The sequence below is a fragment of the Candidatus Hydrogenedentota bacterium genome, assembly GCA_035416745.1.
GTDB lineage: Bacteria > Hydrogenedentota > Hydrogenedentia > Hydrogenedentales > SLHB01 > UBA2224.
This window is the reverse complement of the sequence record DAOLNV010000001.1, coordinates 127,655-154,491: the sequence shown is the minus strand read 5'-3', so window position 1 is coordinate 154,491 and position 26,837 is coordinate 127,655. Positions and strand designations below refer to the sequence as shown.

Below are 26,837 nucleotides of genomic sequence, written 5' to 3'. Positions count from 1 at the left end.
CCGCAACCGCAACAAGCGCCCAGAACGCAAGCATAGCGTGTTTCCCGGTTCGTAACATAAGCTGGCCGCTGAGCACCGGCGGCCATTCCCCTTATGGCTACCAGTCATCCAAAAGTCATCGCCGCCATGAGCGGAGGGGTGGACAGCTCCGTAGCGGCTGCCTTGCTGCGCGACGCTGGACACGAAGTCACGGGCATAACCATGCGGCTGCTGCCGCAACGCGGTTCCCAGGCTGAGTCAAAAGCTATCGAAGACGCGCGGCGCGTGGCCGCACATCTGGGCATTCCCCACCATGTCGCGGACGTGGCGGCGCCGTTCCAAGAGCACGTGCTGGGCTACTTTGTGTCGGAGTACTCGCTCGGACGCACCCCCAATCCCTGCATACGATGCAACCAGCGCATCAAGTTCGGTGTGCTGTTTGACGAAGCCCGCCGGTTGGGTGGGCAGTTTCTCGCAACGGGTCATTATGCGCGCATAGCCTGCCATGAGGGGCGATATGCCATCTCCAGGGCACGATTCCGGGAAAAGGACCAAAGCTATGTTCTGGCGGGGTTGAGCCAGGAACAGTTGCGTCATGCCATGTTCCCGCTCGGCGAAAAAACAAAAGACCAAACGCGTGCCATCGCCCGGTCCATGGGGCTCGACATCGCCGAGACGCCCGAAAGCCAGGACATCTGCTTCATCGAGGACGGAGACTACCGCCGCTTTCTCGCCGAACAGGGCCTGTTCGGCCTCCCCGGGCCCATCGTTTCGGCCACGGGAGAGACTCTCGGCGCCCATACGGGCCTGACCAACTATACCATTGGGCAGCGCAAGGGACTGGGAATCGCCGCGCCAAGACCGTACTATGTGCTGCGTCTCGATACGGAGCGCAACGCGCTGGTCGTGGGCCATCACGAAGAGACCTTCGCGAAAACACTCGCGGCGCGCGACGTTGTCTGGACGGGCATTCCGCCGCAAACCGCGCCGTTCGAATGCAGTATTCAGATACGGTACCGTCACAAGGCGGCGCCCTGCACCGTGGACCCCGCCCCTGATCACTTTTCCGCGACGTTTCATGAGCCCCAGCGCGCCGTAACCCCCGGCCAGTGGGCCGTCCTGTACCGCCGCGACCTGGTATTGGCCGCCGGCATCATTGACATGGCCGAATGAGCATCGTTGCATCCCGGTTCCGGCGCTGCTAGACTTTCGCTCAGGCCAAAACAACCACGAGGACAACCATGCTGGTAAGAATCATCGCTCTGACTGTCATTTTTCTCATTGGCGCGTCGCTCATGCCGGCTCACGGACAAGAGCGCCAGATTACAACATCAGCTAAGAATCACAATCTGGACAACAACGACAACTTCTCACCGGACGGGCGTTTCTTGTGTTACGACACTCGAGGCACCGTAGGCTCGGGCATCGGCAACGGCCAGACCATCGAGATGGTCGAGATTGCCACCGGCAAGGAAACCATTCTCTACCGCCCGGAGAAGACCGTTATCGGGGAAGAGGCCGCGCCCGGTCTCGGCGCCGTCACGTTCTGCCCCGTCGCCAACAAGGTGGCTTTCATTCACGGGCCCCTGCTCGAAGAGGTGCCCGAGCGCGGCTACTACGACAAGACCAACCGCGTCGGCGCGGAAGTCATCGCCGACGGCAGCCAGCAGCGCGTCTGGCTCGACCGGCGCGACGTCGCCACCGACCGAGACACGCTGCCCGGAGCGCACCGCGGCGGCACCCACCGCCACGAGTACTCCTTCGACGGCAAGCGTATCGGATTCACCTACGACGACGCCCTGCTCCCCGAGTACGACCGCACCATCGGGTTCATGGTGCCTCACCCCAAAGCCCCGGACGGCGCCACGCATTACTTTGCGCTTCTCGTCCGCGTCGCGCCCAAAGATACGGCCAAGCCGGGCGAAATCGAGGTAGCCCGGAACGACTCGTGGATTGGCCGGCGCGGCCTCATGCGCGCCTTTATCGGCAAGGTTCGTGAATCCGACGGGTCGTACCAGGAATCCCTGTTCGCCGTGGACGTGCCGGACGGCATAGATGTCACCACCGCGGACAGCGGGGCTGCGAACCGTTATCCGTCGCCGCCCAAGGGACTCCAGCTCCGCCGGCTGACCCATACCTGGGCTGGCGGCACCGTGCGCGGCACGCTCGAGGGCGACCGCATCGCTTACTATGCAAAAGCGGACGACGGCACCACCCAGATCTTCATCATCCCCTCCGACGGGTCCGATCAAAGCGGCGATCCCGCGAAACGGCCGGTCCAGGCGACGTATTTTCCCGACGGCGCGGTTTCCGGCGTACGGTGGCACCCCAGCGGCAACTCCATCGCCTGCATCGCCGGCGGCGGGGTCGCAATAACCTGCGTGAGACCCGGCCCGGCCTTCGGCAAGAGCACGTTTCTTACGCCACAGGGCGATGCCCAACGGATTGACCTCGTCTGGTCTCCCAACGGCGCCCTCCTCGCGTTCACCAAAGCCGTACCCACAACGGACAAAAACGGCAATCCCGCAAAATCCTACGACGGTTCCGATTTCAGCCAGGTCTTCACGATAGAGTTCCCCGATGCCAACGGCGATGGCATAGCCGACGGGATATAGCGCAGGCGTATCGCCTGGAACCGCTCTTCCGAGAGGGGTTCGACGCCAAGCTCTTCAACGGGACGTGTCTGATAAACCTGGCCTGCGGAGCGAAAGTGCGCGGTCCTCACGTGCACTTCCATCTCCGCCCCCGGTATCGCCATCCCGTCGAATTCGAGGGAGAGACCTTCCCGGAACCCGAAAAAACTCGGAGGGCGGCTTGTTTGTCTTGCGGCTTGCGGCTTGATGCCTTCTTACTTCGGTCTGGCTTCTTCGACGATCTGCATCAGGCGGCGCCCGTACTCGGTGTAGGTCGAGTAGAGCCTTTCCTCATTGCTGGTCCGTTCCCCGGTGTGGATAACCGCCGCGAGATGCGGTTCGATCGACAGTCCACCCTCGTAGCCGTTCGCCAGCAGGTCGCCAACAATCTCGCGGACGTACCCGTCGCCTTCCCCGCAGTACACGTAGTGGTCCTCGCCGTTCTCTTTTCGGATATCCTTGATGTGGACGTAAACAATGCTGTCATAGACGGCATTGTAATAATCCCAGGAGTTCTGGCCATAGCTGACGGGGTTGCCGGTATCGAACACGACTTTGAGGGCCGGGTTGTCGACTTCCCCGAGCAGAATGTTGCTGTTTTCGGCCGACTGGCCGCCCCACCCGCTGCAATTCTCGTGAGCGAGGATAACGCCCCCGTCTTCAGCTATCTTCGCGAGCACCTTCATGCGGTTGATGGCTTCATCGCGCCATTCCTTTTCCGGCAGAGGGTTCTTCGCGTCGTTGGGATAGCTCATGACGCGAATGAAAGGGCAATTGAAACGCTGCATGCGCGGAATGGCCCGTTTGAGGTCGTCGGTGTCGATCTGCGGATCGCAGGAGATGGGCCGCGCCCAGTTCGCGATGGCGCTGCCGAAGCATGACGCCTTCATACCGGCCGCAGTGAGCTTCTCGTAGACCTCGTCAAACTTGGCGCTGGGTATGGCGGTGATGTTCTCGCCTTCCACGAGGCGCAGTTCCATGTGGTTCCAACCTAGTTCCTTGTGAGCCCTGATTTGCGTGTCGATGGTCTGGCCGGATTCGTCCGATATCCCGGAATAGAACATGATCAACTCCCTACGGGCGCGCACGGCGCCGGCTGCAGTTTACCCGATGCGGTTTGTTGCCCATAGCAGTCATCGTACCCCACCCGCGCGCGGGTGTGCAAACGGGCCCGCACGATCCCGGCGCTGGCGTGCACCCAGCACTTGAATTCTGGAAGCCCCCCATGTCTCCATGTTATTCTCTGGCCTTCCCCGGCTATTGCACACGGGCGTGAAGTACAGCCCCCGTCAGGAGTCCCCATGAACAACACCTATATCATCGCCGTCCTGGAAGGCGACGGCATCGGACCCGAAATCACCGCCGAGGCCGTCAAGATACTCAAGGCGCTCGAGACAAGAACGGATGTCCGTTTCGACCTGCGTTACGCCCCTTTCGGAGGCAAAGCTTACTTCGATACGGGGGCTTCGTTTCCCGCGGAAACCCAGAAGGTATGCGATGGGGCCGACGCCATTCTCAAGGGACCCATCGGTTTGAGCTACGAAGAATCGAAGAAGATCCCCACGAGCGAGCAGCCCGAGCGCGGGGCGCTTCTGCCCCTGCGCAAACGCTACAACACCTTCGCCAATTTCCGTCCCGTCTTTCTCCCCCCTGAATTGGCCCCGTTTTCGCCCCTGAAACCCGAGGTCGTGGGCAACGGCATCAACATCATGATGATCCGCGAACTGGTCAGCGGCCTCTATTTCGGCGCGAAGGAAGAGGGCCGCGACGAAAACGGCCTGCGCTATGTCAAGGAAACGCTCGAATATGATGAGCAGGAGATCCGCGACATCATGCACGTCGGCTTCAAAGAAGCGCGCAACCGCAAGAAAGTCCTCCACAACGTCCATAAGAGCAATGTTCTTCTGTCCAGCGTGTTGTGGAACGCTGTTTCCGACGAAGTGGCCGTTGACTATCCCGACGTGACCGTGAAACACATCATCGTCGATGCTGCGGCTACCGCGATGGTGCTCAATCCGCGCCAATTTGACGTCATGGTCATGGAAAATATGTTCGGCGATATTCTCACCGACCTCGGCGGAGGCCTGATTGGCTCACTCGGGCTCATGCCGTCCGCCTGCGTCGGACCCAAGAAGGCTTACTACGAACCCTCGCACGGTTCGGCCCCGGATATTGCGGGCAAGGGCATCGCAAACCCATATTCCATGATCGGCTCGGTGGCGCTCATGCTGGAAAAGAGCTTCAGTATGGCGAAAGAAGCCGAATGGGTCTGGGAGGCGCTCCGGTCCGTCTTCCGGGAAGGATATGCCACCCCCGACCTGGCAAAGCCCGAACGAGGCTACAAACCCCTCGGTACCGCCGAGTTTGGCGACAAGGTAGCCGCGTTCCTGACCCGCTGACGAAGAAAGTGAACAGGCACGAGGCTGTCATGGCGCTGCCATCAACAAGCACACGACATTCGATGCGCGACACATCCAAGACGCTGGCCGGATTCAGCTTGTCTCTCGCCCTGATAAGCTGGGCGCAGGCGCCCGTGTTCATTCGTTTCCTGCGCGGAGCTTACGAACCTTTCGCAATGGCATTCGTGCGCTATTCAAGCGGCGCGATTGCCCTCGTCATCGTATGTCTTCTATTCCACCGTAAAGAGTTCCTGCGCCTTCTCCGCGACCCGCGCCCCGTCCTTGGAATCGCGCTCTTGAACACCTTCCAACAATGGGCCTGGACCGCGGGCTGCTATGGCTCGAGCGCCACAATGGCCCAGGTGATCAACATGCTCTCCCTGGTCTTCGTAGTCATTTTCAGTTTCATCTTCTTCCACGAAGAGCGCGCGGTCATCCGCAGTCCGTTCTTCCTGTCAGGGTCCAGCTTGTGCTTTTTCGGAGCGGTTGCCGTGCTCACGAAAGATCCGTCGTCGCTTCGGCCTGTTCTTGACACATCGTCGATGCTCTTGCTGACCGCCGCCGTCTCCTGGGGCGTTTACCGCGTGTGGAGCAAGCACATCGTCATGACCTGGCACCCCGTCCCCATGTTTGCAGTGCTGGCCCTGTTAACCTCCGTGGGATTCCTCGTGCTCACATTTGTCGCGGGCCACCCGGCCGATCTCGTGACCGCCGGCCCCCGCATCACCTTCATCGCGCTGTTCTCGGGCATCATGCCCATTGCGGTGGCGCACCCGAGCTTCAATTACGCCCAGAAATGCCTGGGGTCCGCATTCTGCACGAGCGTTGTGAACCTTTGTCCACTGCTGACGTATCTGCTCGCCATCCTTATGCTCGATGACGAATTCCTCCGATGGTCACAATGGGCCGGCGCGTTTACTCTCATCGCAGGAGCATCCCTGGTCATCTGGGCAGGACGCAGGGTGCAGCACGAGTTCGCCGCGGCAGATTAGACACCCGCTGTCAGGGCGCATAGCGATCGGGACCCGTCCCGATAGCATCATACGGGCCCGCGGAGAAGCTGAGGATGTCTTTGAAGTTCGGGAGCGCGGGCTGCGTCATCCGGATGCGCCAGTTGTTGTCATACTTGGCGAATACCAGCCAGATCTCGCCCCGGTCGGTCCGGGGAAAATACGCATCTTCGCCCGCAAAACGACCGGTCACATCCGAGGCGGCCACGCCGCTGAACCGGCAATACAGGAGCACGCGCACCTCCTCGCTCTGGTCATAGGCCGAGAAGTCCCAACGCCGGATTTGCCGTGCCATGCGGCACCATCCATATCGTTCGAAGAACCACTGATAGGCGCGGCGCACATACTGCGAATGCCAGTTCTCCTCATCCGTATATTCGTCAGCATATAAATCCATCACTTCGTTCAAGTTCTCTTCCGAAAAAGCCCGGTCGAGTTTCTCGATGCGTTCCACAATGGTCTTCGCGACCGCCACCTTGTCTTCAGGAACGCCTTCAAAACTCGGCCACCATCCCTGGACAGCGGGCTCCCGTGTCTGGGGAGCCGGAAGCGGCTGGCTCTCGAACGCGTCCGCAAACGGCGTCACCACCACCTCCTCGGCGATACGGCTCTCGACAATGCTCAACGCCAGGCTTTCCCCAAAATCGACTGTCCCCTCGAGAAGTTCGTTTTCGGTCGTGAGCGCCGTGACGGCGTACGCCACTCTTTGCCCGGGCTGGGGCAGTGCATCCCGCCAACGGCGTCCCTCGACATCGCCAGCGACAAGATGAAACGGTTCGTCGGGACCATACCGCCGGTAAACCTTGTACGCGAAGTCGTACTCCCGGAACGGCCACGTCAACTCGATGCCGTCGGCCGTCCGCCGCGCCTGGACCGCGCGCACCGAGGCCGGCACCCCTGGAACACGGAAGTCTTGAACCTCTCGGTGACTCTCACGATTGTTCACGATAAACAGGGCACGCCCCACGCGACAGATCGACGCCGTGCCCGAACCATCGGGAACATACTGGCTGTCCAGCAGATCGGTCCATGCCTGGGCCGAGGCCATCTCCCCCGGTTTAACCACTTGCGCGAAACCCTGAAGCGACGCCTGCGACGCGTAGGGTGACAAGATCGGTATCCAATAGTGCCGGCCCGAATTGGGCAACATCTCGACGATCTGCCCGGGACGCTCCATGCCATACGCCCCACGCACGAGAAACCCCTCGCCATACACCCCATCGATGTCACGCAGGTTCAGCTGAAAGTCGAGCGGCGAACGGCAGCGCTCCAGCTGGAACGCCACACGCGCCTTTTCCATCACGAATTCTTTGCGCGGGATCAGACGCCGGTCCACAAGCTCCTGCAGAACGGGATAGATGGCTCCCTTCCAGTGATGGCGCGCGGCTCCAAACCAGAGATCATCCCCCGGCTCCAAAACATACACTGCCGCGCCAATCATGGCTCCATTGAGCACCATGGACCGGTACAGCCCCGAGGGCATCGCCGCGTTCGTCGCACCGTATCCGAACACACCCGGCTCCAACAAATGCGCATCGGCGTACCACGCGGATGTGGGCCCCACGCCCCATTGTCCAGCAGCCCCCTCGACCCACAGGCCAAGAACCGTGCTTATTCGCGGAATATCATGCCCGCCGCGATAACGCGCCACCGGAACCACATAGGCAGCACACGCCACGCACTTGTCATACAACACCTGGCACGAAGCATTCGAGATCAGCCGGGGCCACTCCAGAGCGTCCAACTCCAGCACGAGGAGGCGGCCATACCGTGCGGCGGTTTCGAGCGCACCAGCCAGCCACTGCACATTCTTCGGGGTGCTCAGCTCGGGCTCGGGACCGAACTCGCCGTATTCGCCGAAACGCAGGCCATGAGCGCGAAAACCCTTGATACACACAAAATCCCGCAACAATTCCTCGGCAAGGTTGAGAGGATATGCATTGTGCGGGTCCGCGTCCGCGATCTCGAGCACGACAGGAACCTGCCGTTCTTGCAGTATGCTCAAAACCTCCCGCATTCGCTGGTGGCGCGCCGCCAGCCCAGGGCCTTGAACACTCACGCAGAGCGCCGAATAGGGCTGCAATTCAACCGGAAGACCCGACCAGATCTGTGCGATGTGTTCCGCGGCGTTTGCGCCATCGCCGTCGCCCACAGTGGCTGCCTCGAACAGAAACAGAGGGTGGTCCGCGCTCACTTCGATGGTAAGCGGCGGATACTGCTGTTGCGCCCTCGCCGCCGGTACCCCGGCGGCAAGCACCGCGGCAAGCACCATGACGCTATGTCGATAGTACCTCGGTAACAGCATAGGGCGATTTTAGGCAAACCATCTGCTCATGCACAACAACCTCGCGCAAGACGCCTCACGATAGCCACGCGGCAGCCTGTTTCCATCGCCGCCGACCCTACAAACAGCCTGCCCGCTTATTGTTGATACCCCGAGATGGCAAACAGATGCATGACGCCGGGAACGCGGACAAGCCCCAGGCCTCTGGAACTCGGCCGGATAGGGCGCCTTAGCCCGCCGCGCCTCCATCCATGTAGTCGAAAAGACGTTGGAGGGCGATGGCGGTCTTGGCATCCTCGATCGTATGGTTCCGCAACTGCTGCCGGAGCTCCTCGACCGCAAACTCCGCCAGTTCGATACGTTCATCGAATTCCAGCTTCTGCCCCACATGCTCGAGGTCAAACGCCAGGAAGAGATGAATCTTCTCGCTGGTGTATCCTACCGAAGCGTAGATCGCGCCTACGGGCACCAAACGCCCCGCCGTGTAGCCGGTCTCCTCGGTCAACTCCTTGTGCGCCCTCGCGACAGGGTCTTCCCCAGGCTCCAGCTTGCCTGCTGGTATCTCGAGCACCGTGTCGTCAACGGCGATGCGGTATTGCCGGATCAACGCGACACGATCGCCCAGGAAAGGGACTATTCCAACCCCGCCAGGATGCTCGACCACCTCCCGCGGCGCAATGGCGCCGTCGGCAAGCCGCGCCGCGCCCGCACGCACGTTGAATATCCGCCCTTGGTAGATACGCTTCGACTCAGTCCACTGTTCCATGAAAACCGCCTGTCGCGCGCCTGGACCATCCCCTCATGGCCGAATGCGCCGCCAACGCGTCAGAGGCCACCACACTCCGGACACCGTCCCCACAAAGTCCTCGCGCGCGATCCATCCCAGGGTGCGGCTGTCGGCCGCTTCATTGCCGGCTTCACCGATCACAAAACAGTGGCCGTCCGGCACGACCGAGTACGTCTTGCTCCGCGACCGGCCATACGGGGCGGGCTCGGCCGCCGCATCGAACCGCAGCCTCGCCAGCGCCTCCGGCTCAGAAACCGGCGCATCGTTGATTTTCAGCACACCGTCCTCGAGGAAGACCCGCTCGCCCGGCAAACCCGCGACCCACCCCAACAACATCTCAGACTGGCCGTCTCCGGCATTCCTGAAGAGCACTATTTCGCCGCGCCGCGGCATCCGGCCCGCCGTAAGACGCCGCCGCGTGAACGGGACCGGAAACCCGAACGCGAGCCGGTCAATATAGACATGATCCCCTTTGCGCAATACGCTTTTGGCCGCATCCGACCGCACGTGCCAGCTCCGGCCGAAAAAGAGCCGCAGAATCACCAGAACCGACAATACGAACAAGAGGCTCCGCCACCACCACGTCTTCGTGAAACCCGTGAAGTCGCGCAGGCGGTGGGGCGGCCACCAAATGCATGTCGCCGGGCCGAGCAGGTTCTCATTCGGCACCCACCCCCAATAGCGGCCGTCGCGGCTCTGGAGACTGTTATCGCCAAGCAGCAGGTAATGTCCTTCCGGAACAACGGAATACTCTTCCTCGGGCAATATCCCATATTTCATGTGCTCGCGGTGGCCCATTTCCGGGATGCCCATCTCCAGTTCGTTCGTGTAATACATGTCAGCCGGCATGCCGGGCGGGAACGGCACCGGCTCACCGTTCACGTAGAGATTCCCTCCCTGGATATGAACATGCTCGCCCGGCAACGCCGCTATCCGTTTCACAAGCGTCTTCTTCGTGGCGTCTTCTTCCACCGTCTTGAAGACCACGATGTCCCACCGTTTGGGCGCGTCTCCGTAATAAATGCGTTTCTTCATGAACGGATAACGGAGACCGTAACGCCACTTATTGACGAACACCCGGTCCCCAAGCAAGAAATTGGGGTGCCCGTGCAACGTCGGCTCCATCGACCCCGAGGGTATGCGAAACGGCTCCGCGAGCGACCAGCGTATGGCCAGCGCCAACGAACCCGCGATAAGGATGGTCTTCCCCCATTCGAGCGCGTTTTCGCGGGTGAATCCCCCTGTCAGCCAAGCGAGGGCGCCCAGCACCAAGGCGCCGAAGCCCGCCTCCGCGGCTTGCGTCCCCCGCGAGGGCTTTCCTGGCCTGCCCCTCGGCCCCGTACCACCCTTGTTGCGCGCCATAACGTCCTTTCCGGTCAGCCGAGCCCTTTCGACGGCGCCGGCGTCACACGGATGGCGCGGGCCCGATGCAATGGCCACCATACAGAGAACACGTTTCCAATGATATCCTCGCGCGGCACCCATTCCATCGGCGCCGCCTCTCCCTCGGCGTCGGGTGCATCCCAAACAACAATTACCCCGCCTTCTGGAACGCGGTCGCCTTTCGGCGCCGCCTTGTCCGGCATCACTCCAACGTCTCGCCCGTCAATACGGCACAGTCCCCCGCTCTTTGAAACCTTCTGACCCGGCATGCCCACCACGCGTCCCAGGAAGACTTGCGGATGGGCCTGTCCCTCCCGCTCAGCCGCATACGCGATTAACTCACCGGGATGCGGCAAGCGCCCGGGCACGACCCGCGCCTGCGTAAACGGCATCCGCAGTCCCATCGTCAACCGATTCACCAGAACGTGCTCGCCTCGTGCCGCGGCCCCGCCAAGGCGGCCATGACGAACCCGCAGCGACATCACAATGAAGCCTGTCACGAGCCAGTAGAGCACGAAAAACGAAGGCACACCGTAAAGAATGCCGCGCCCCCACCACGTTCGCGAAAAGCCCGTAAGATCACGCCGGTGACCCCATGGCCACCAGATACAGAACGCACGACCGACGATATTCTGTTCCGGGACCCACCCGAAATAGCGCCCGTCGCGGCTCCGTGCGCTGTTGTCGCCAAGCAGGAAGTAGTGCCCTTCCGGCACGACCTGGTACTTGTCTTGCGGCAGCACTCCATACTGCATGCGTTCCCCGGCAACATACCTGCGTTCTCCGCGCTCTAACTCCTCAAGCTCGTTGGTGTACTCCATCCCGTCCGGCATGCCCGGAGGAAACGGCACGGGAACGCCATTCACATGCAGGAGACCGTTCGAGATGTGCACGCGTTCGCCGGGAAGGCCCGCCACGCGTTTGATAAGCACTTTGTGTTTCGCGTCCTTCTCGGGAGTATGGAACACCACGATGTCCCAACGTTGCGGGTCGCCGAGGTCGAGCAGGCGAATGTTAGTGAACGGTACGCGCGGACCGTATGCAAACTTGTTCACCGCCACCCGGTCCCCCCGGAAGAACCGTTCATCGCCGTGAAGCGTCGGCTCCATCGAGCCCGAAGGAATGCTGAAAGGCTCGAACCATAGCCAGCGGACAACAAGAACAAGCCCGATGACCGTTAGCCATGCCCTCCCGTTCTCCCACGTCCACGGGCCTGTCACGATAGTAATCGCATTCTTCAACCCGCCCAGAACGCCCCGTGCTGTGCCCGATGTGCTTCCGCTGCCAGTGGAACCTGTCATGCTGATTACCGCCCTTCGTCGCCTACCTGCAGCAACGCCATAAAGGCCTCCTGCGGAACCTCGACCGAGCCCACCCGTTTCATCCGGCGCTTTCCTTCCTTCTGCTTTTCCAACAGCTTGCGTTTGCGTGTGATGTCGCCACCATAGCATTTTGCCGTCACGTTCTTCCGCAACGGCTTCACCGTTTCGCGCACCAGAATGCGGTTTCCGATAGCCGCCTGGATTGCCACCTCGAATTGCTGCCGCGGAATGAGTTTGCGAAGCTTCGAGGCCAGCGTGCGGCCAATCCATTCCGCGGAACCCCGGTGCACCACCGTCGACAACGCGTCAACCGGCTCACCGTTCAGCAGAATATCGAGCTTCACCAAGTCGCCTTCCCGGTAGCCGATCATGTGGTACTCGAGGGAGGCGTATCCCCGGCTGAACGTCTTCAGCTTGTCGTAAAAGTCCAGCACGATCTCCGCCAAGGGCATCTGGTAGACAGCAAGACAGCGCTTGGCGTCAAGGTAATCGACGCGAACATGCACGCCGCGCTTCTTCTTGCACAATTCAATGATGGCGCTGAGATATTCGGTCGGGGTGATGATCTCTACCTCGATGTAGGGTTCCTCCACCCGGTCGATTCGGGCACTCTCCGGCATCTGCGAAGCGCTTTGTACCACCTTTATCTTACCGTCCGTCATATAGACATGGTATTCCACGTTTGGAACGGTCGTTACCAGGGTCAGATCGAATTCGCGTTCAAGCCGTTCCTGCACGATGTCCATATGAAGAAGGCCGAGGAACCCAAGCCGGAATCCCAGGCCCAGCGCGTCCGAGTTGTCCGCTTGATACTTAAACGACGCATCATTCAGGTGCAGTTTGTCGAGTGCATCCCGCAGCTCCTGAATATCCGTCGTGCCCGCCGGGTACATGCCGCAGAATACGACAGGCAGAATCTCCTTGTATCCCGGCAGGGGCTTCTCGGCCGGCCGCAACGCGTCCGTCACCGTGTCGCCGATGTTCACCGTCGCCAGGGTCTTGATCCCGCAGATGAGATACCCGACCTCTCCCGCCACCAACCCTTCGGCCGGCCGCGATTCGGGCGTCATGAACCCCAGTTCGGAGATCTCATACCGCTCGCCATTCGCCATCAGCATGATCCGCTGCTCTTTCGAGAGACGGCCGTCTACCACGCGCACGTAGATCACCACCCCGCGGTAGGGATCATATTTCGCATCGAAGATCAACGCCCGCGCCGGACGCTCGCGGTCGCCGGCAGGCGGCGGAACACGCTTCACAATCGCCTCGAGAACATCCTGCGTGCCGCGGCCCGATTTCGCGCTCGTCAGAAGAGCCTCGCTGGCATCCAGCCCAACAACGTCCTCGATCTGACGCCGAGCCGATTCGATGTCGGCGCTGGGCAGATCGACCTTGTTGATGACGGGGATGATCTCGAGGTTCTGTTCGATAGCCCTGTACGCATGGGCGAGAGTCTGTGCCTCGACCCCCTGCGCCGCATCCACCAGCAACAATGCGCCCTCGCACGCGGCCAGGCTGCGCGATACCTCGTACGAAAAATCCACGTGCCCGGGCGTGTCGATCAGGTTCAGCACGTAGTCGTGTCCGTCCCGCGCCCGGTAATACAACCGAACGGCCACCGACTTGATCGTGATCCCGCGCTCGCGCTCCAGGTCCATGGTGTCCAGCGTCTGCTCGCGCAGATTCCGTTGATCAACCGCGCCCGTGAACTGAAGCAGCCGGTCCGCCAACGTCGATTTGCCGTGATCGATATGAGCGATGATCGAAAAATTGCGAATCTGTTTCTGGGGTATGGCCATGCAATCCGTATCCGGCGAATCCTTCTCCTCGTTACTCCTGGCGCGTGGTATGCGCAGATACCTGGTCGATCACGCGCAAACTGCGAAAACTCGTCTCCACATGCCGCACGGCGTACCCGCGAAGCACGGCAAAAACCGCGCCGCTGTCTCGAATGTCGGGACACGCCCCGCGCGCTGCCGCCAACGCGCACAGGCCGTCGTACTCCCGCGCATCCAACCACTTATCACCGGGTTGAGACGGCGACAACACGCCATGTTCGAACGAGAATGAAACCCGGTCCCGCGACCCGCGCGGCGCCAGCGTCATTTCGAAACCCGCGGCCGACAACAAATGCACTGCCTGCCAGGCCGCGTGGGTCCGTACATCGCCCTGCCAACCCGCCATCGAACGCAGCCCTTCGACGAGCGTCGAGTACAACGCCTCGGACGGTTCGTTCTCCTGGGCCACCTTGTATGCGATCTCGAGCGGAAAAGCCGCGTAAACCAGCTTCTCCAGGTCCGTTTTGAGCTGCGGATACCCATCGAGAAGAGCCGCCTCAGCCAGTTTCTGGACTGAACGCCCGTCTTTCCAGTAAAACACCACCTCAAGGCGGTTAAACGTATCCAACACGCCTGACAGGCTGCTCCTGGCGCGCCGTGCGCCCGCCGCCATACATGCCATCTTCCCGCGGCCGGGCGTCAAGAACGTCACGATCCGGCTCGTCTCGCTGAAATCCACGCCCCGGAGCACCACGGCCTCTGTTCGTTCCTGTGACACCTCACCACTCCGACGCTCCGGACCTTACGCGCCCCTCGCTCGACTCGAAGGGGAGACAAACGAAGTCCAAGGTGGGCAAAGCATTACCGCTAGTATGATACCATTCGGGCGCGACTCAAGCAAACCGCGCCCGACGGTCATGGGGAAGCCGCATAACGTCATTTCGCCGCTCATTGACATCACGTTGGCAGCTCATCACAATGCACGTTCGACCACCCCACGGAGGTAGACCGTCATGCCGCACACTTCGAACCGCATCTTGGCCGTTCTTCTGGGACTACTCGCTGCGTGTTTGCCGCCTGCAACGGCTGGGGGGGAAGAAACGTCCGCCACACTGGACCTGTCGGGCGCGTGGCGGTTCCTCCTCGACCCGGGCGATGCCGGCACACGCGAGAAATGGTTCACGCAGCCGCTCCCCGACACGATCCAGTTGCCGGGGTGTCTCCAGGCCCAGGGTTACGGCAACGGCGTCACCATCGACACGCCATGGACGGGGACCATCCGCCCCCTCGAACATGCTGAAGCCTTGTTGCGCCCGTATGTGGAAGCCCCGGATGCCAAGATCCCCTACTGGCTGCAGCCAGATAAACATTACGTCGGAGCGGCGTGGTACCAGCGTGAAGCGGCCATTCCCGAAGCGTGGTCCGGCAAGCGCATTTTGCTCCACCTCGAACGCTGCCATTGGGTGACCACGCTCTGGGTTGACGGAACGGAGATCGGCTCGCAGGACAGCTTGTCCACGCCCCACGAGTACGACCTGACCGCGGCGCTGCCGCCGGGAAAACACACGCTTACGCTGCGCATCGACAACCGCATGAAGGTCGATGTTGGCGTAAACGCGCACAGCGTTTCAGACAACACTCAGTCCAACTGGAACGGCGTTATTGGCACGATGGAACTGCGGATGCAAGATCCCGTGTCGATCACGCGATTGGAGGTCTACCCGGACGTCGAGAAACGTTCGGCACGCATCATGGTCTGGACCTCGGCCCGGATTCCCGGAGACAGCTTTACGTCTGGTACGCTGACGCTCAGCGTCAAGAACGCGGAGGGAACCAGCGCCTTCGATGGCCCGTCCATCACGCGCAAGCTCCAATTTCCAATCGTGGAGAACTCGGAACATCGCCTTGACACGCAGGAACTCCTCTACGAGCTCGGCGAGACCGCGATTCTTTGGGATGAACACAACCCTGCCTTGTATACCGCCGAGGCGGCCGTCGAGGTCACGGCCGGTGATGCCCGGTACCGCGATGAATACACGGCAACCTTTGGCATGCGCGAGCTCGCGGCCAAAGGCACGCGCTTTACCATGAACAGCGAGGAGATTTTCTTCCGCGGCACCCTCGAGTGCTGCATCTTTCCAAAGACGGGCTATCCGCCGATGGATATCGAATCCTGGCTCGAAATCCTGCGCAAAGCAAAGGCGTGCGGGCTGAACCACCTGCGTTTTCATTCGTGGTGTCCCCCCGAGGCGGCGTTTCAGGCCGCGGACCGCATGGGGATGATGTTCCAGATCGAAGGGCCGTTCTGGACCCACACCATCAGTCAGGACCCGGACCTGGATACATACATTCTGGTGGAATGCGACCGGATTCTGCGCGCGTACGGCAACCATCCCTCGTTTTGCCTCATGGCCTATGGGAACGAGCCCGGCGGGAAACAGTACAAGCAGGTGTTGAGCGCATTGGTCGAGCGCTGGAAGGAACAGGACCCGCGCCATCTCTATACCTGCGCTTCGGGCTGGCCAATGGCGGACGGGAACCAGTATCACGTGACGCCGAGCCCCCGGGTGCATCAATGGGGAGAGGCGCTCAAAAGCCGGTTCAACAGCGAGCCATTTTCCTCGTACGCGGACTACGACGATTTCGTGGCACTGCATACAGTGCCGGTTATCAGCCACGAGATCGGCCAATGGTGCGTGTATCCAGATTTCGACGAAATCCCGAAGTACAGCGGCTATTTGAAACCCAAGAACTTCGAGATATTCCGCGATACCCTCACAAAGAACGGCATGGGAAATTTGGCCCGCGATTTTCTCATGGCTTCGGGCAAACTCCAGGCCATTTGCTACAAAGAGGAGATCGAGGCCGCCCTCCGCACAAGAGGGCTAGGAGGATTCGAGCTGCTCGACCTGCACGATTTTCCCGGCCAAGGCACAGCGCTTGTGGGATGCCTCGACCCGTTCTGGGACGAAAAAGGCTACATCACCTACGGCGAATACCGGCGCTTTTGCGGTCCCACCGTACCCCTCGTGCGCATGGCCAAGGACGTCTATACGACCGCCGAGACGTTCACCTGCGAGGTGGAAGTGACGCACTACGGGCCGGTAGCGCTCGCCGGTGCGCAACCCCAATGGCGTATTGAAGACGCCTCGGGAACGCTGCTGGCCGAGGGAACGCTCGAGACCCAAGACATTCCGCGTGGCACGGCAATTCCGCTGGGGACGATCAGCGTCCCGCTCGCCGCGTTCCCCGCCCCGCAACAGGCAGCGCTGTATGTTGCCGTCGGAGACGCCGAAAACGATTGGGATTTGTGGGTATACCCCCCGCAAATGGATGTCGAGCCTGCCGAGGGCATCCATATCACGCGTCAGCTCGGCGACGATACCTGGGCAATGCTCGCGTCGGGAGCGAAGGTGCTCCTGGTACCCGGGCCCGGAACGGTGGCAGGGGACGCAGCGGGTCCCGTGCCCGCGGGCTGGTCCCCCATCTTCTGGAACACGCTGTGGACGGGGTTCCAGGCGCCCCACACGCTCGGACTGTTGATCGACCCACGCCATGCTTCATTGAGCGCTTTCCCCACGGAGTATCACAGCAACTGGCAGTGGTGGGACCTGGTCCATGGCGGCCAGATCTTCATCGTCGATGCGCTCCCTCGCGAGCTACAGCCCATCGTGCGCGTGATCGACGACTGGGTGACGAACCGCCGCCTCGCGCTGATGTTCGAGGCAAGGGTCGGAGACGGCCGATTGCTGGTCTGCGGTTCAGATATCGTGACGGACCTCGAGAAACGCCCCGTGGCCCGGCAGATGCGCCACAGCCTGCTCGCCTACATGAACTCCAGCGCGTTCTCGCCGCAAACCCGCGTGGATGCGGCAGTGCTGGCTTCGCTGTTCCAGCAACCTTCGGACCCGGCTGCCCAGGGAGCGGAAAAGGCCGTGGATAGCGACCCAGGGTGAGATTTGCGGTATTATCCCCCCGGCACGCTTGGCTCCAACCTTTGAAGGGAGACATCTGATGAGGCCGGCAATCCTGTCTCTTGCGCTCTATGCGACCACCGTTCTGATTCCCGCGGCGGACGCCGCCGAAGCCCGCACCCTGTGGATGGACGAACTCGACCTCAGCCCCATACGCCAAGGATGGGGAGAACCCCAGGCGCGCAAGTCGGTCGTGGGCGGCACAATTGAGATGACCGGCAAGACCTTCGACCGCGGCGTGGGCTCCCATGCGCCGGGGGTCATCTATGTCGAGCTGGACGGAACGGCCGAGCGGTTTCAGGCCGTGGCAGGCGTCGACGACGAGACCCTGAACCGCGGCAGCATCACCATCAAGATCTACAGCGACGACAAGAAGCTCTTCGAGAGCGGCGTGCTTCGCGGCGGCCAGCCGCCCGTCGAAATCGACCTCGCTATCGCGGGAGCGAAGCGGCTCGTTCTGGTCATGGGCCAGGGCGGCGACGACCAGAGCTACGACCACGTGGACTGGGCGGACGCCCGGTTCACCGTTGCGGGCGCGGCTCCCACAATCGTCCCGCGCCCCCAGGAAGAACAAGTCATCCGCACACCTGCGCCGCCGAACGAGCCGCGCATCAATGGCACGCGGGTATATGGCGTGCGCCCGGGCTCGCCCTTCATCTACCGCATCCCGGCGACCGGCGACCGGCCCATGCGGTTTGCAGTCCAGAACTTGCCCGGCGGCCTCGCCGTTGATGAGAACCAGGGCATCATATCCGGATCGATCGCGGACCGCACGCCCCGAAGTTACGACATGACCTTCGTGGCCGAAAACGGCCGCGGGACGGTCGAGCGCGGATTCCGCATCGTCGTCGGCGGCAAACTGGCGCTCACTCCGCCCATGGGATGGAACCATTGGTACACCTTCTACCAGACCATCACCGGCGAGATCGTGCGGCAGGCCGCGGACGCCATGGTCACCTCGGGCATGGCTGACGCCGGCTACCACTACGTGAACATCGACGATTGCTGGATGAACGCCCCGGAACACGCCGACCCCAACCGGGTAGGGCCCCTGCGCGACGAAAACGGCAACATGCTGCCAAACTCGTATTTCCCGGATATGCCCGCCCTCGTTGAATACATCCACGCCAAGGGATTGAAAGCAGGCTTATACACCTCGCCCGGCCCCCTCACCTGCGGGCGGTTCGCGGGAAGCTACGGGCACGAGCGCCAGGACGCCGAACTTTACGCCCGTTGGGGTTTCGATTTTCTCAAGTACGACTGGTGCTCGTATTCCGAGGTCGCCAAGGACGACAGCCTCGAGGAACTCAAGAAACCGTACATCCTGATGGGGGACATTCTAAAAACGCTCGACCGCGACATCGTGCTCAACCTCTGCCAGTACGGCATGGGCGACGTGTGGAAATGGGGCGAGGAGGTTGGCGGCCAGTGCTGGCGCACGGCGGGCGATTTGGGTTTCGAACTCGACCGTTATCACGCCGTGGCCCAGCGGAACGCCGGTTTCCGCGAATATGCCCACCCGGGCGCCTGGAACGACCCCGACTACCTTCTGCTCGGCGTCGTCGGAAGCAGGCTCAGCGATTGGAAACCCGCCCCGTGCCCGCTGACGCCCAACCAGCAGTACTCCTACATGTCGCTCTGGGTGCTGATGGCGTCGCCGCTCTTCTTTACGGGCGACATGAGCCGCCTGGATGCATTCACGCTCAACGTACTGTGCAATCCCGAGGTGGTTGACATCAACCAAGACCCCTTGGGCGACCAGGGCTATCCTGTCATCGAGGGCGAGGAATGGGAGGTCTGGGAAAAGAAGCTCGAGGACGGCTCGGCAGCCGTCGGACTGTTCAATCGGTCGGAGATTGCGCAAACCGTGACCGCGCGATGGAAAGACCTCAAGTTGGAGGGCAGACAAGCCGTGCGCGACGTGTGGCGTCAAAAGGACCTCGGCGAATTCGACGAAGAATTCAGCGTCGAAGTCGGCCGTCTGGGCGTCGAACTGCTCCGGGTACGCCCCGCCAAGTAGAATACGGTTCGGGCGCGGGGAACAAGGGGAGAACAGGCACATGCAGCTCAGTGTTCTCGACATCGCCGTTTTTCTGGGATTCTTTGCCGTGGTCATCGCCTTCAGCATGTACAAGAGCAGGAAGGAGAGGACCAGCGAAGACTACTTTCTCGCCAGCCGCGGTTTGATCTGGCCCCTTATCGGCTTCTCGATTGTCGCGGCAAACCTCTCGACCGAACAGTTTGTGGGCATGGCGGGCCAGGGCGCGGGCGCTGTCGGCCTGGCTGTCAGCAACTGGCAGCTTTCCGGCTCGGTCGCGATCGTCCTCGTCGCCTTCTTCTTCCTGCCCCGGCTTCTGCGCCACGGTCTCTATACCATGCCCGAGTACCTCGAGTACCGCTACAACGCGCTCGCCCGCGCTCTCATGGCGGTGTGTACGGTCATCATCTACGTCACCGTGACCATCACGGCGGTGCTGTACTCGGGCGGCATCACGCTGAAAACCATCTTTGGTCTCGAGCTTCACTACGCAATTTGGTTGATCGGCGGCATCGCGGCGCTCTACACCGTGTGGGGCGGGCTCAAGGCGGTGGCGTGGGCCGACCTGTTCCAGGGAGGCGCGTTGCTCGCCGCCGGATTCATCACCATGGTGCTCGGATTCAAAGCAATCGGCGGCGTCGAACCATTCCTGGCAGGAAGCGCCGGGCGTCTTCATATGATCCTGCCGCACGACCATCCCGAGTTGCCGTGGACCAGCCTCCTGGCCGGAATCTGGATACCCAACTTCTACTACTGCGGCCTCAATCAATTCATCGTGCAGCGGACCCTCGCCGCCAAGAACCTGCGTCAGGGGCAGCTCGGCGTCATTTTCGCCGGGGGACTCTGGCTTCTGGTACCCTTCGTCATCGTATTCCCAGGCATCATGGCGCTCCAGCTCTACGGCGGGCAGATGGAGACAGCGGACCAGGCTTATCCCATACTTATCCGCAACCTGATCCCCATGGGTCTGCGCGGATTTATCTTCGCGGCGATCGCGGGGGCGGTCATCAGCTCCCTCGCGTCCATGCTCAACAGCGCATCAACCATCTTCACCATGGACCTCTACAAACGCCACCTCAATCAGAACGCGTCTCAGCGCAGCCTCGTTTTCATCGGCCGCGCGGCGACGCTTGCGTGCGTGGTACTCGGGTGCCTTGTGGCGCCGATCCTCGCGGACCCGCGCTTCGGCGGCGTATTCAGCTTCATCCAGAAGTTCCAGGGCTACATATCGCCGGGTATTCTGGCGGCGTTCGTATTTGGCTTTGCCGTGCATCGCGCGCCCGGGGCCGCGGGCGTCGCGGCCCTGCTCGGCAGTCCCGTCATCTACGGCATCCTGGACTTCGTCTGGGGAGAACGGCTCGCCTATCTCAACCAGATGGCGCTCACCTTCGGTCTTGTCATCGCGATTATGACCGGGATTACCCTCGTGGCCCCTTTGAAAGAGCCGAAAGCGTTGCCTGTCCGCCAGGAATTTGACACGCGGCTCTCCCCCGTGGTGCTGGCGGCGGGTATCGCCGTCATTGCGGGCGTGGCGTTGTTCTACGCGGTTTTCTGGTGAAACCGCCAACGCATGGTTTTCCGGGCCGGGCGTCACCGGTTGTCGGAGCGCAATCCTCCGGTCCTACGCAATCGCGGGCGGCAATTTGAAATGCACGTCCTCGTGAACCACCTCTCCTTCTTCAACGTCACACGGGCCGCGGGACTTGAAGAACTCGATGACTCCCTGGACCAGCCGCTCGGGAGCCGACGCGCCAGAAGTCAGCAAGATGGATTCAACCCCTTCCAGCCACTCCTCACGAATCATCTCCGCGGACGAAATGAGGTAGGCGGGGATCCCCTTGGCGAGGCAGACCTCGGCGAGACGCGTCGAATTCGCGCTGGCGCGGTCCCCCACCACAAGAACAAGATCAACCTGCGAAGACAAGGCGTTCACCGCGGCCTGCCGGTTCTGGGTTGCGTAACAGATGTCGCCAGAACGGGGACCCACGATCTTGGGAAAGCGTTTCGAGAGGGCCTCGATGACCCGGCTGCAATCGTCGACGCTCAAGGTCGTTTGCGTCACATAAGCAACCTTTTCCGGATCAGGGACTTCCAGATTCTCCACTTCTTCGACAGTGAACACGCGGATGATATGCCCCGGCGCCCAACCCATGGTGCCGATGGTCTCGTCGTGACCGGGTTCCCCAACCAGGATGATCGTGAAGTCCTTATCGGCAAACCGGCGCGCCTCGTTGTGCACCTTGGCCACCAACGGACAGGTAGCGTCGACGACATCGAGGCCCCGCTCTTTGGCCTCTTCCCAGCGGGACGGCGACACTCCATGGGCGCTGAACAGCAAGTGCGAGCCAGCCGGCACATCCTCGAGCCGTTTCACAAACACGGCCCCCTGTTCCCGCAGCTCGTTGACCACGTGTTCATTGTGGACGATATCGTTCAAGACGTACACGGGCGCGCCATACAGTTCCAGAGCGCGCTCGACACACTTGATGGCACGCTCCACTCCTGCGCAAAAACCGCGAGGGGTAGCAAGCAGAATCTTCATTACATCTCCTCGGACAGGCTGAAACCCGCTCAACGCGGGAAGTACGCGGAAACAGCCCTCCTGCGTCAACAATCACCCAGAACCACGCTATTCCATCGTGGCGGCGGACAGCTGTGCACCCGCACCCGCGCCGCCTCTCGGGAATCAAATGGGCTGCCCGCGTGTGTTATAGACCCAAGAAGGGTAGTTTGCGGCAGCGCATGCAACCCTGTCAAGAAGACCGCGACCAGAAGGAGCTGAATCCATGCCAAGACCTCCAATTCTACCCGTCCTGGATTGGCAGTCCATCTTTGCCACCGGCAAGAACTTCGAAGACTGGTTGAAACGGGGTGAAAACCCCGACCGTCAGGAAACCATGAAAGCGCTGCGGGCCGGCCAGGAGTTCGAACCCCACACCAAGGCGCTCCTGAATGGACTGGCGCGCCCCGTCCACGTCGTGGCCATAGCCGAGGACTGGTGCGGCGACGTGGTGCGCCATGTGCCTGTGCTACAGGCTCTGGCGGATGCCGCTCCGAACCTCCAGGTACGCTACATTCATCGCGCGGACCACCCGGATGTTTTCGCGCGCTTCCTTACCAACGGCGGCGAAGCTATACCCAAGTTCGTGTTCCTCAACGACAAGTTCGTGGAATGCGGCAACTGGGGGCCCATGCCCGCGTTGTGCCGCGAACTCATCGCGCGCGGAAAGGCATGCGGAGACATCGCAAAGGCCCGAGAAAAGGTCTCGGGCATCTACCAGGCCGATACCAACCGCCGCATGGTCGTCGAGGAACTCCTGCAGCTCATCGACATCGCGTCAAGCATCGCACCATGACATTCGGACCGGGCAATAGATAACCGCCGGCGCTGCAAAAACGGCATGTGCGCCAGCCCCGTACGGCGCAGCGTGCTTCTATTCCTCTCGGGCCCTTTGGGCCCCTGCCCGGCCTGGCTCTCAGTGTCTCGGGTTCAGATACCCTGTTCGCGAAAATGGAACTCGATGGCCTTGCGGTGGTCGCCTTGGATCTCGATGGCGTCCTCGCGCACGGTTCCTCCGGCCCCGCACCGCTTCTTGAGCTCAGCCAGAAGCGCTTCCGCGTCGCCGGAGACCCCGCGAAGAACCGTCACGCCTTTACCCTTGGCCCGGCTTTCAAAGGACAGGTCGTAACCGCCTTTGCGGGTGCGCGCGACCTGATAGGGCCATTTCCGGGGACGAATGATCTCTACTTTGGCGGGGTCCCGCTGCGGTTGTTGCCCTTGTTTCGGCAGATCTTTCGGCAACCGGGCGGCCAGTTCAGCAAACGGTTGCGACCGCAGAGGTTCGGATGGCGGGGAGGTGTCGATGCATTTGGTGTCTTTCTTGGCCATGATGACGTTGCCTGCTTCGAAGTAGAACCGCTGTCACTTCTCCGGGAACACTGCCATGAGGGCATCGGCGAACATTTCGTGGCCTCGTTCGTCGGGATGGTTGATGGCGTTGGCCAGAATGACCGGATACGGGATGCCCTTGCGCCACAATTCGCCCCACAACTTGGCAGCGTCGGCCACCGCGATGCCGTTGTCGGCGGCAAAAACACGTAACCCCCGCACGTATGGGCGCGGATCTTCATCCACCTTGACGGTGCTCACGCCCATCCAGTCCTGCCTCACGTAGTGCGGCGTAATCAGAATGATCTCCGCCGGGATCGCCCGCAACGCGTCGCGAATCTTGCCATAATGCTCTTTCAACGCATCGCCTTCGAGGTAGGCATCGTTTACAAATTCGATGGTGACAAGGTCGGGCTTTTTGTCCAGCACATCCCGTTTGAAATCGTATTGCCCGCCAGCCGGAGCGCTCATGTAGCCGCCGCTGTTGCCGCCCGGCCATGACGCCGTGTGGAGGGTGATCTCGGATTGAGAAAAACGCGCTCTCAACCGAGTCACAAACTGTTGTTGATACCACAAGTCCTGCTTGCCGGCCTTGACGCCTCCGCCATTGGTGACGCTGTCGCCCCACGCGACGATGGTCACCGGCTCGCCATTGCGGAGTTTGGCCAGGGTCTTGGGAAGAAACTGTTCGGCCGCGCTTACGGTCTGCGCGGCGGCCTGTTTCGCCGCGAACTCGATGGGAAACACGTTCTCGGGCTGCAGACCGTCCATGATGCCGTTGTGCCAGATAGTGCACACCGCTGCCTCGCCCGGTCCCGGCTCGGGGGGGTAAATATTTCCGATGCCCGGTTCTCCCGGCGCCACACGCACGTTGCCGGAGGCGTCCACGAAGATGCTGTCCAGGCGCGTGGGGTAATAATCGTAATCAACGTAGACGGCCTGCTCGGGACCAATGCCGCCGCCCTCGATACGGCCGATCTGCGCCCAAAAAGCGTCTACAATGTAGTCAGTGTCCTTCGCCAATGCTTCAGCGCCGTTCGGCTCCAGCGTGATTCGGATACTCGGCGGCACGACAAGCCCCGTGCCTGTGCATTCTTCCGCGATAAGCTGCCGCAGTTTGTCGCCGCGCCTCCAATTGCCGGTATTGGGATTGAATACCGGCAGCGGTTTGTGTTCCTCGGCGCGCACCTGCACCATTTCGACGGGGGCGATGTTCAGCGGCACGCCCCGGGACAATTCGCGCACCCCCGCTGGCGTGTCGGCCTTGCCCGGCCCGATCTCGATGGTCCAAGGACCTGTTATCTGTACGGGGAAACCGCCCTCCGGCACAGGCACATTGGCGGCGGCAAGAGCAGAAGCGGCAACGACAATCGCGAGCGTCATCTCAGTTCCCTCATATAAACCATGTTGCAGACATTGGCGCCATGCGGCACCCGACACTATATCGCAGGCACGGGCGCCAGAACGAATTGCCCGGCGTCAAAACCAAGAACTTACAGCACATCCGCGATAGCGGCACACAGATAATCCATATTCGATTCAGTCATGCCCGCCACGTTGATCCGTCCGGAACCCACAATGTAGACCGCATACTTCTCGCGGAGCACGTCCACCTGTTCCTTGCTGAGCCCCGAAAACGAGAACATGCCCTTCTGCTCCTTGATGAACGAGAAATCCTGGCGCACGCCCTTGGCTTTGAGGGTCTCCACGAACAGCTCCCGCATCGCATTGATGCGGTCGCGGATGTCCTTCACATCCTGTTCCCACCTGCTGTGCAGCTCGGGATCGCTCAACACGGTCACCACAAGACGCGCGCCGTGGGCGGGCGGATTCGAGTAGTTCGCCCGGATGCACCGCTTGACGTGGCTCTGGGCTGTCTTCGCGGCCTCCGCCGTCGACCCCACCAGCGTGAGTGCTCCGACGCGCTGGCAATACAGTCCGAAATTCTTCGAGAAACTCGAAGCAACCAGCATGTCGCGGCCGGGCACAGCGAACGTGCGAACGCCAACGGCGTCTTCCTCGAGCCCTTCCCCCAGGCCCTGGTAGGCGAAATCGAAGAAGGGCAACCAGCCGGCCTCGCCGCACAGCTCGGAAAGCCGTTGCCATTGCTCGGCCGATGGGTCGACGCCGGTGGGATTGTGGCAGCCGCCATGCAGCAGCACCGCGTCGTTCCTCGGAACCTGTGTCAGCGCCGCTGCCATCGCGTCAAACGCGAGCCCGTGCGCGGCGGCGTCGTAGTACGGATACATGGCGGTGGCGACCCCGGCCGCTTCAAAAATGCTCCCGTGGTTGGCCCAGGTCGGCTCGCTCATCCAGATTTTCGCTCCGGGGAATACCGCCTTGATGAAATCAGCCGCGACACGGAGCGCGCCCGTGCCGCCCGGTGTATGCGAGGTGGCCGCGCGCTTCTCCGAAACGGCCCCGTGGCCAGCGCCGAAAACAAGAGCCTGCACCAGCGACGCGTAATCCGGAGCTCCATCGATGGGCAGATACCCCTCGATCGGACCCGCATCGAGCAACCGCTCCTCCGCCGCCTGCACCGACGGCAAGACCGGCGTCCTCCCGTTCGCGTCCTGGTACACACCCACGCCCAGATTGATTTTGCGCGGATTCGGGTCTTCCTTGAATGCGGCGGTCAGTCCCAAAATGGCGTCCGGCGGCGCCATTTTCAGATTCTCGAACATAGTGCTCCTCTCTTTCTTCCATCGTCTCCAGGTGCTTCGGCCCACGGACCGTCGTCCCCGATGCGCACACCCTGCCCGCTTGGCCGACAGTGGGCGGGATCATACCGAAATCGTGCGCCGCGGAAAAGAGGTTTCTGCGCAACGCCGGAAAATTGCGAGGCGAGGGGCGAACCCTCTACCACTCCTGGTACGGACGGACCGACAGGCTCGTGTTGAGGTAGCGCGGATCGCCGGAGACTTCTTTCCCCACCCATGGCGGAAGTTCGAACGGCTGGTCTTCTGACTCAAGCTCGATCTCGGCTACAACAAGACCCTCGTTCGAACCCTCGAAAACGTCCACATCCCACGTGAACCCCTTGTAGTCGACCTTGTAACGGCGTTTCTGGATCGCGTGACCCACGCAGAAATGGCCCAGCAACTGAGCGGCTTCGCCAATGGGGATGGGGTATTCGAACTCGTCGCGCGCGATATCAACGGTGGATTTCTTGAGGTTCAGAGTCGCATTCTCTCCGGCAAGACGCACACGCACGGCTATGGGCGGACCCGTCGTGATGTAACCTTGCAGGATCGAGACCCCGTCCAAGGCGGATTCCTGCCACGCATCGCTGGTCACAAGGAATTTCCGTTCGATTTCCGTACCCACGAGGCTTCTTAGCTCCTGGTTCACACCCGCTGCT

20 protein-coding genes are annotated in these 26,837 nt (G+C 61.5%); 8 read left to right on the top strand and 12 right to left on the bottom strand.

The window, feature by feature from the left end; translation table 11 throughout:
- The first annotated feature begins 93 nt into the window (after positions 1 to 93).
- Positions 94 to 1,152: a tRNA 2-thiouridine(34) synthase MnmA gene (gene mnmA / locus PLJ71_00635; GenBank protein HQM47157.1), complete on the top strand. Its 1,059-nt coding sequence runs from the start codon at positions 94 to 96 to the stop codon at positions 1,150 to 1,152.
- 68 nt (positions 1,153 to 1,220) lie between these two features.
- Positions 1,221 to 2,594 carry a DUF3748 domain-containing protein gene (locus tag PLJ71_00630; GenBank protein ID HQM47156.1) on the top strand — a complete coding sequence of 458 codons (1,374 nt, stop codon included), beginning with the start codon at positions 1,221 to 1,223 and terminating at the stop codon, positions 2,592 to 2,594.
- Between the two features lie 233 nt (positions 2,595 to 2,827).
- On the opposite strand, the gene PLJ71_00625 is transcribed toward PLJ71_00630, so the two are convergent.
- Complete coding sequence (locus tag PLJ71_00625; protein HQM47155.1) at positions 2,828 to 3,676, bottom strand: sugar phosphate isomerase/epimerase family protein; 849 nt, start codon at positions 3,674 to 3,676, stop codon at positions 2,828 to 2,830.
- Between the two features lie 237 nt (positions 3,677 to 3,913).
- On the opposite strand from PLJ71_00625, the gene leuB reads away from it, so the two are divergent.
- Complete coding sequence (leuB, locus tag PLJ71_00620; protein HQM47154.1) at positions 3,914 to 5,011, top strand: 3-isopropylmalate dehydrogenase; 1,098 nt, start codon at positions 3,914 to 3,916, stop codon at positions 5,009 to 5,011.
- Positions 5,012 to 5,040: 29 nt separating this feature from the next.
- Positions 5,041 to 6,003 (top strand): DMT family transporter, encoded by a 963-nt coding sequence (locus PLJ71_00615; GenBank protein ID HQM47153.1) that lies wholly within the window; start codon positions 5,041 to 5,043, stop codon positions 6,001 to 6,003.
- 10 nt (positions 6,004 to 6,013) lie between these two features.
- Here PLJ71_00615 and PLJ71_00610 read toward each other — a convergent pair whose 3' ends face one another.
- From PLJ71_00610 to recO, 6 genes are all read right to left on the bottom strand, one after another.
- The gene (locus PLJ71_00610; GenBank protein ID HQM47152.1) at positions 6,014 to 8,326 is read right to left on the bottom strand and encodes a hypothetical protein; all 2,313 of its coding nucleotides are present in this window, start codon (positions 8,324 to 8,326) and stop codon (positions 6,014 to 6,016) included.
- Between the two features lie 208 nt (positions 8,327 to 8,534).
- The gene (locus PLJ71_00605) at positions 8,535 to 9,071 is read right to left on the bottom strand and encodes an NUDIX hydrolase (GenBank protein ID HQM47151.1); all 537 of its coding nucleotides are present in this window, start codon (positions 9,069 to 9,071) and stop codon (positions 8,535 to 8,537) included.
- A 33-nt stretch (positions 9,072 to 9,104) separates the two neighbouring features.
- Positions 9,105 to 10,454 carry a signal peptidase I gene (lepB, locus tag PLJ71_00600; protein ID HQM47150.1) on the bottom strand — a complete coding sequence of 450 codons (1,350 nt, stop codon included), beginning with the start codon at positions 10,452 to 10,454 and terminating at the stop codon, positions 9,105 to 9,107.
- A gap of 14 nt (positions 10,455 to 10,468) precedes the next feature.
- A complete protein-coding gene (gene lepB / locus PLJ71_00595; protein ID HQM47149.1) occupies positions 10,469 to 11,776 on the bottom strand; it encodes a signal peptidase I in 1,308 nt (435 codons plus the stop codon).
- Between the two features lie 5 nt (positions 11,777 to 11,781).
- Positions 11,782 to 13,596 carry a translation elongation factor 4 gene (gene lepA, locus PLJ71_00590; GenBank protein ID HQM47148.1) on the bottom strand — a complete coding sequence of 605 codons (1,815 nt, stop codon included), beginning with the start codon at positions 13,594 to 13,596 and terminating at the stop codon, positions 11,782 to 11,784.
- Between the two features lie 31 nt (positions 13,597 to 13,627).
- Complete coding sequence (gene recO / locus PLJ71_00585; protein HQM47147.1) at positions 13,628 to 14,353, bottom strand: DNA repair protein RecO; 726 nt, start codon at positions 14,351 to 14,353, stop codon at positions 13,628 to 13,630.
- A gap of 235 nt (positions 14,354 to 14,588) precedes the next feature.
- Here recO and PLJ71_00580 point away from each other — a divergent pair, with 235 nt between their 5' ends.
- The 3 genes from PLJ71_00580 to PLJ71_00570 are packed head-to-tail and all read left to right on the top strand — an operon-like array spanning position 14,589 to position 21,145.
- Positions 14,589 to 17,531 (top strand): hypothetical protein, encoded by a 2,943-nt coding sequence (locus tag PLJ71_00580; GenBank protein ID HQM47146.1) that lies wholly within the window; start codon positions 14,589 to 14,591, stop codon positions 17,529 to 17,531.
- A 58-nt stretch (positions 17,532 to 17,589) separates the two neighbouring features.
- Entirely contained in the window at positions 17,590 to 19,569 is a 1,980-nt protein-coding gene (locus tag PLJ71_00575; GenBank protein HQM47145.1) for an NPCBM/NEW2 domain-containing protein, read from the top strand.
- Positions 19,570 to 19,609: 40 nt separating this feature from the next.
- A complete protein-coding gene (locus tag PLJ71_00570; protein ID HQM47144.1) occupies positions 19,610 to 21,145 on the top strand; it encodes a sodium/solute symporter in 1,536 nt (511 codons plus the stop codon).
- A 63-nt stretch (positions 21,146 to 21,208) separates the two neighbouring features.
- On the opposite strand, the gene ispH is transcribed toward PLJ71_00570, so the two are convergent.
- Positions 21,209 to 22,129: a 4-hydroxy-3-methylbut-2-enyl diphosphate reductase gene (gene ispH, locus PLJ71_00565; protein HQM47143.1), complete on the bottom strand. Its 921-nt coding sequence runs from the start codon at positions 22,127 to 22,129 to the stop codon at positions 21,209 to 21,211.
- Between the two features lie 244 nt (positions 22,130 to 22,373).
- Between ispH and PLJ71_00560 the strand changes: the two genes are divergently transcribed.
- The gene (locus PLJ71_00560) at positions 22,374 to 22,943 is read left to right on the top strand and encodes a thioredoxin family protein (GenBank protein ID HQM47142.1); all 570 of its coding nucleotides are present in this window, start codon (positions 22,374 to 22,376) and stop codon (positions 22,941 to 22,943) included.
- Positions 22,944 to 23,077: 134 nt separating this feature from the next.
- On the opposite strand, the gene PLJ71_00555 is transcribed toward PLJ71_00560, so the two are convergent.
- The 4 genes from PLJ71_00555 to PLJ71_00540 all read right to left on the bottom strand — a co-directional run bounded on the left by PLJ71_00555 (position 23,078) and on the right by PLJ71_00540 (position 26,827).
- Positions 23,078 to 23,476, bottom strand: coding sequence for a translation initiation factor (locus PLJ71_00555; GenBank protein ID HQM47141.1), 399 nt, complete (start codon positions 23,474 to 23,476; stop codon positions 23,078 to 23,080).
- Between the two features lie 33 nt (positions 23,477 to 23,509).
- A complete protein-coding gene (locus PLJ71_00550; GenBank protein HQM47140.1) occupies positions 23,510 to 24,859 on the bottom strand; it encodes a GDSL-type esterase/lipase family protein in 1,350 nt (449 codons plus the stop codon).
- Between the two features lie 110 nt (positions 24,860 to 24,969).
- Positions 24,970 to 26,160: an amino acid aminotransferase gene (locus PLJ71_00545; protein ID HQM47139.1), complete on the bottom strand. Its 1,191-nt coding sequence runs from the start codon at positions 26,158 to 26,160 to the stop codon at positions 24,970 to 24,972.
- A 175-nt stretch (positions 26,161 to 26,335) separates the two neighbouring features.
- On the bottom strand, positions 26,336 to 26,827 hold the full coding sequence (locus tag PLJ71_00540; GenBank protein HQM47138.1) for a CYTH domain-containing protein: 492 nt from the start codon (positions 26,825 to 26,827) through the stop codon (positions 26,336 to 26,338).
- Positions 26,828 to 26,837: the final 10 nt, after the last annotated feature.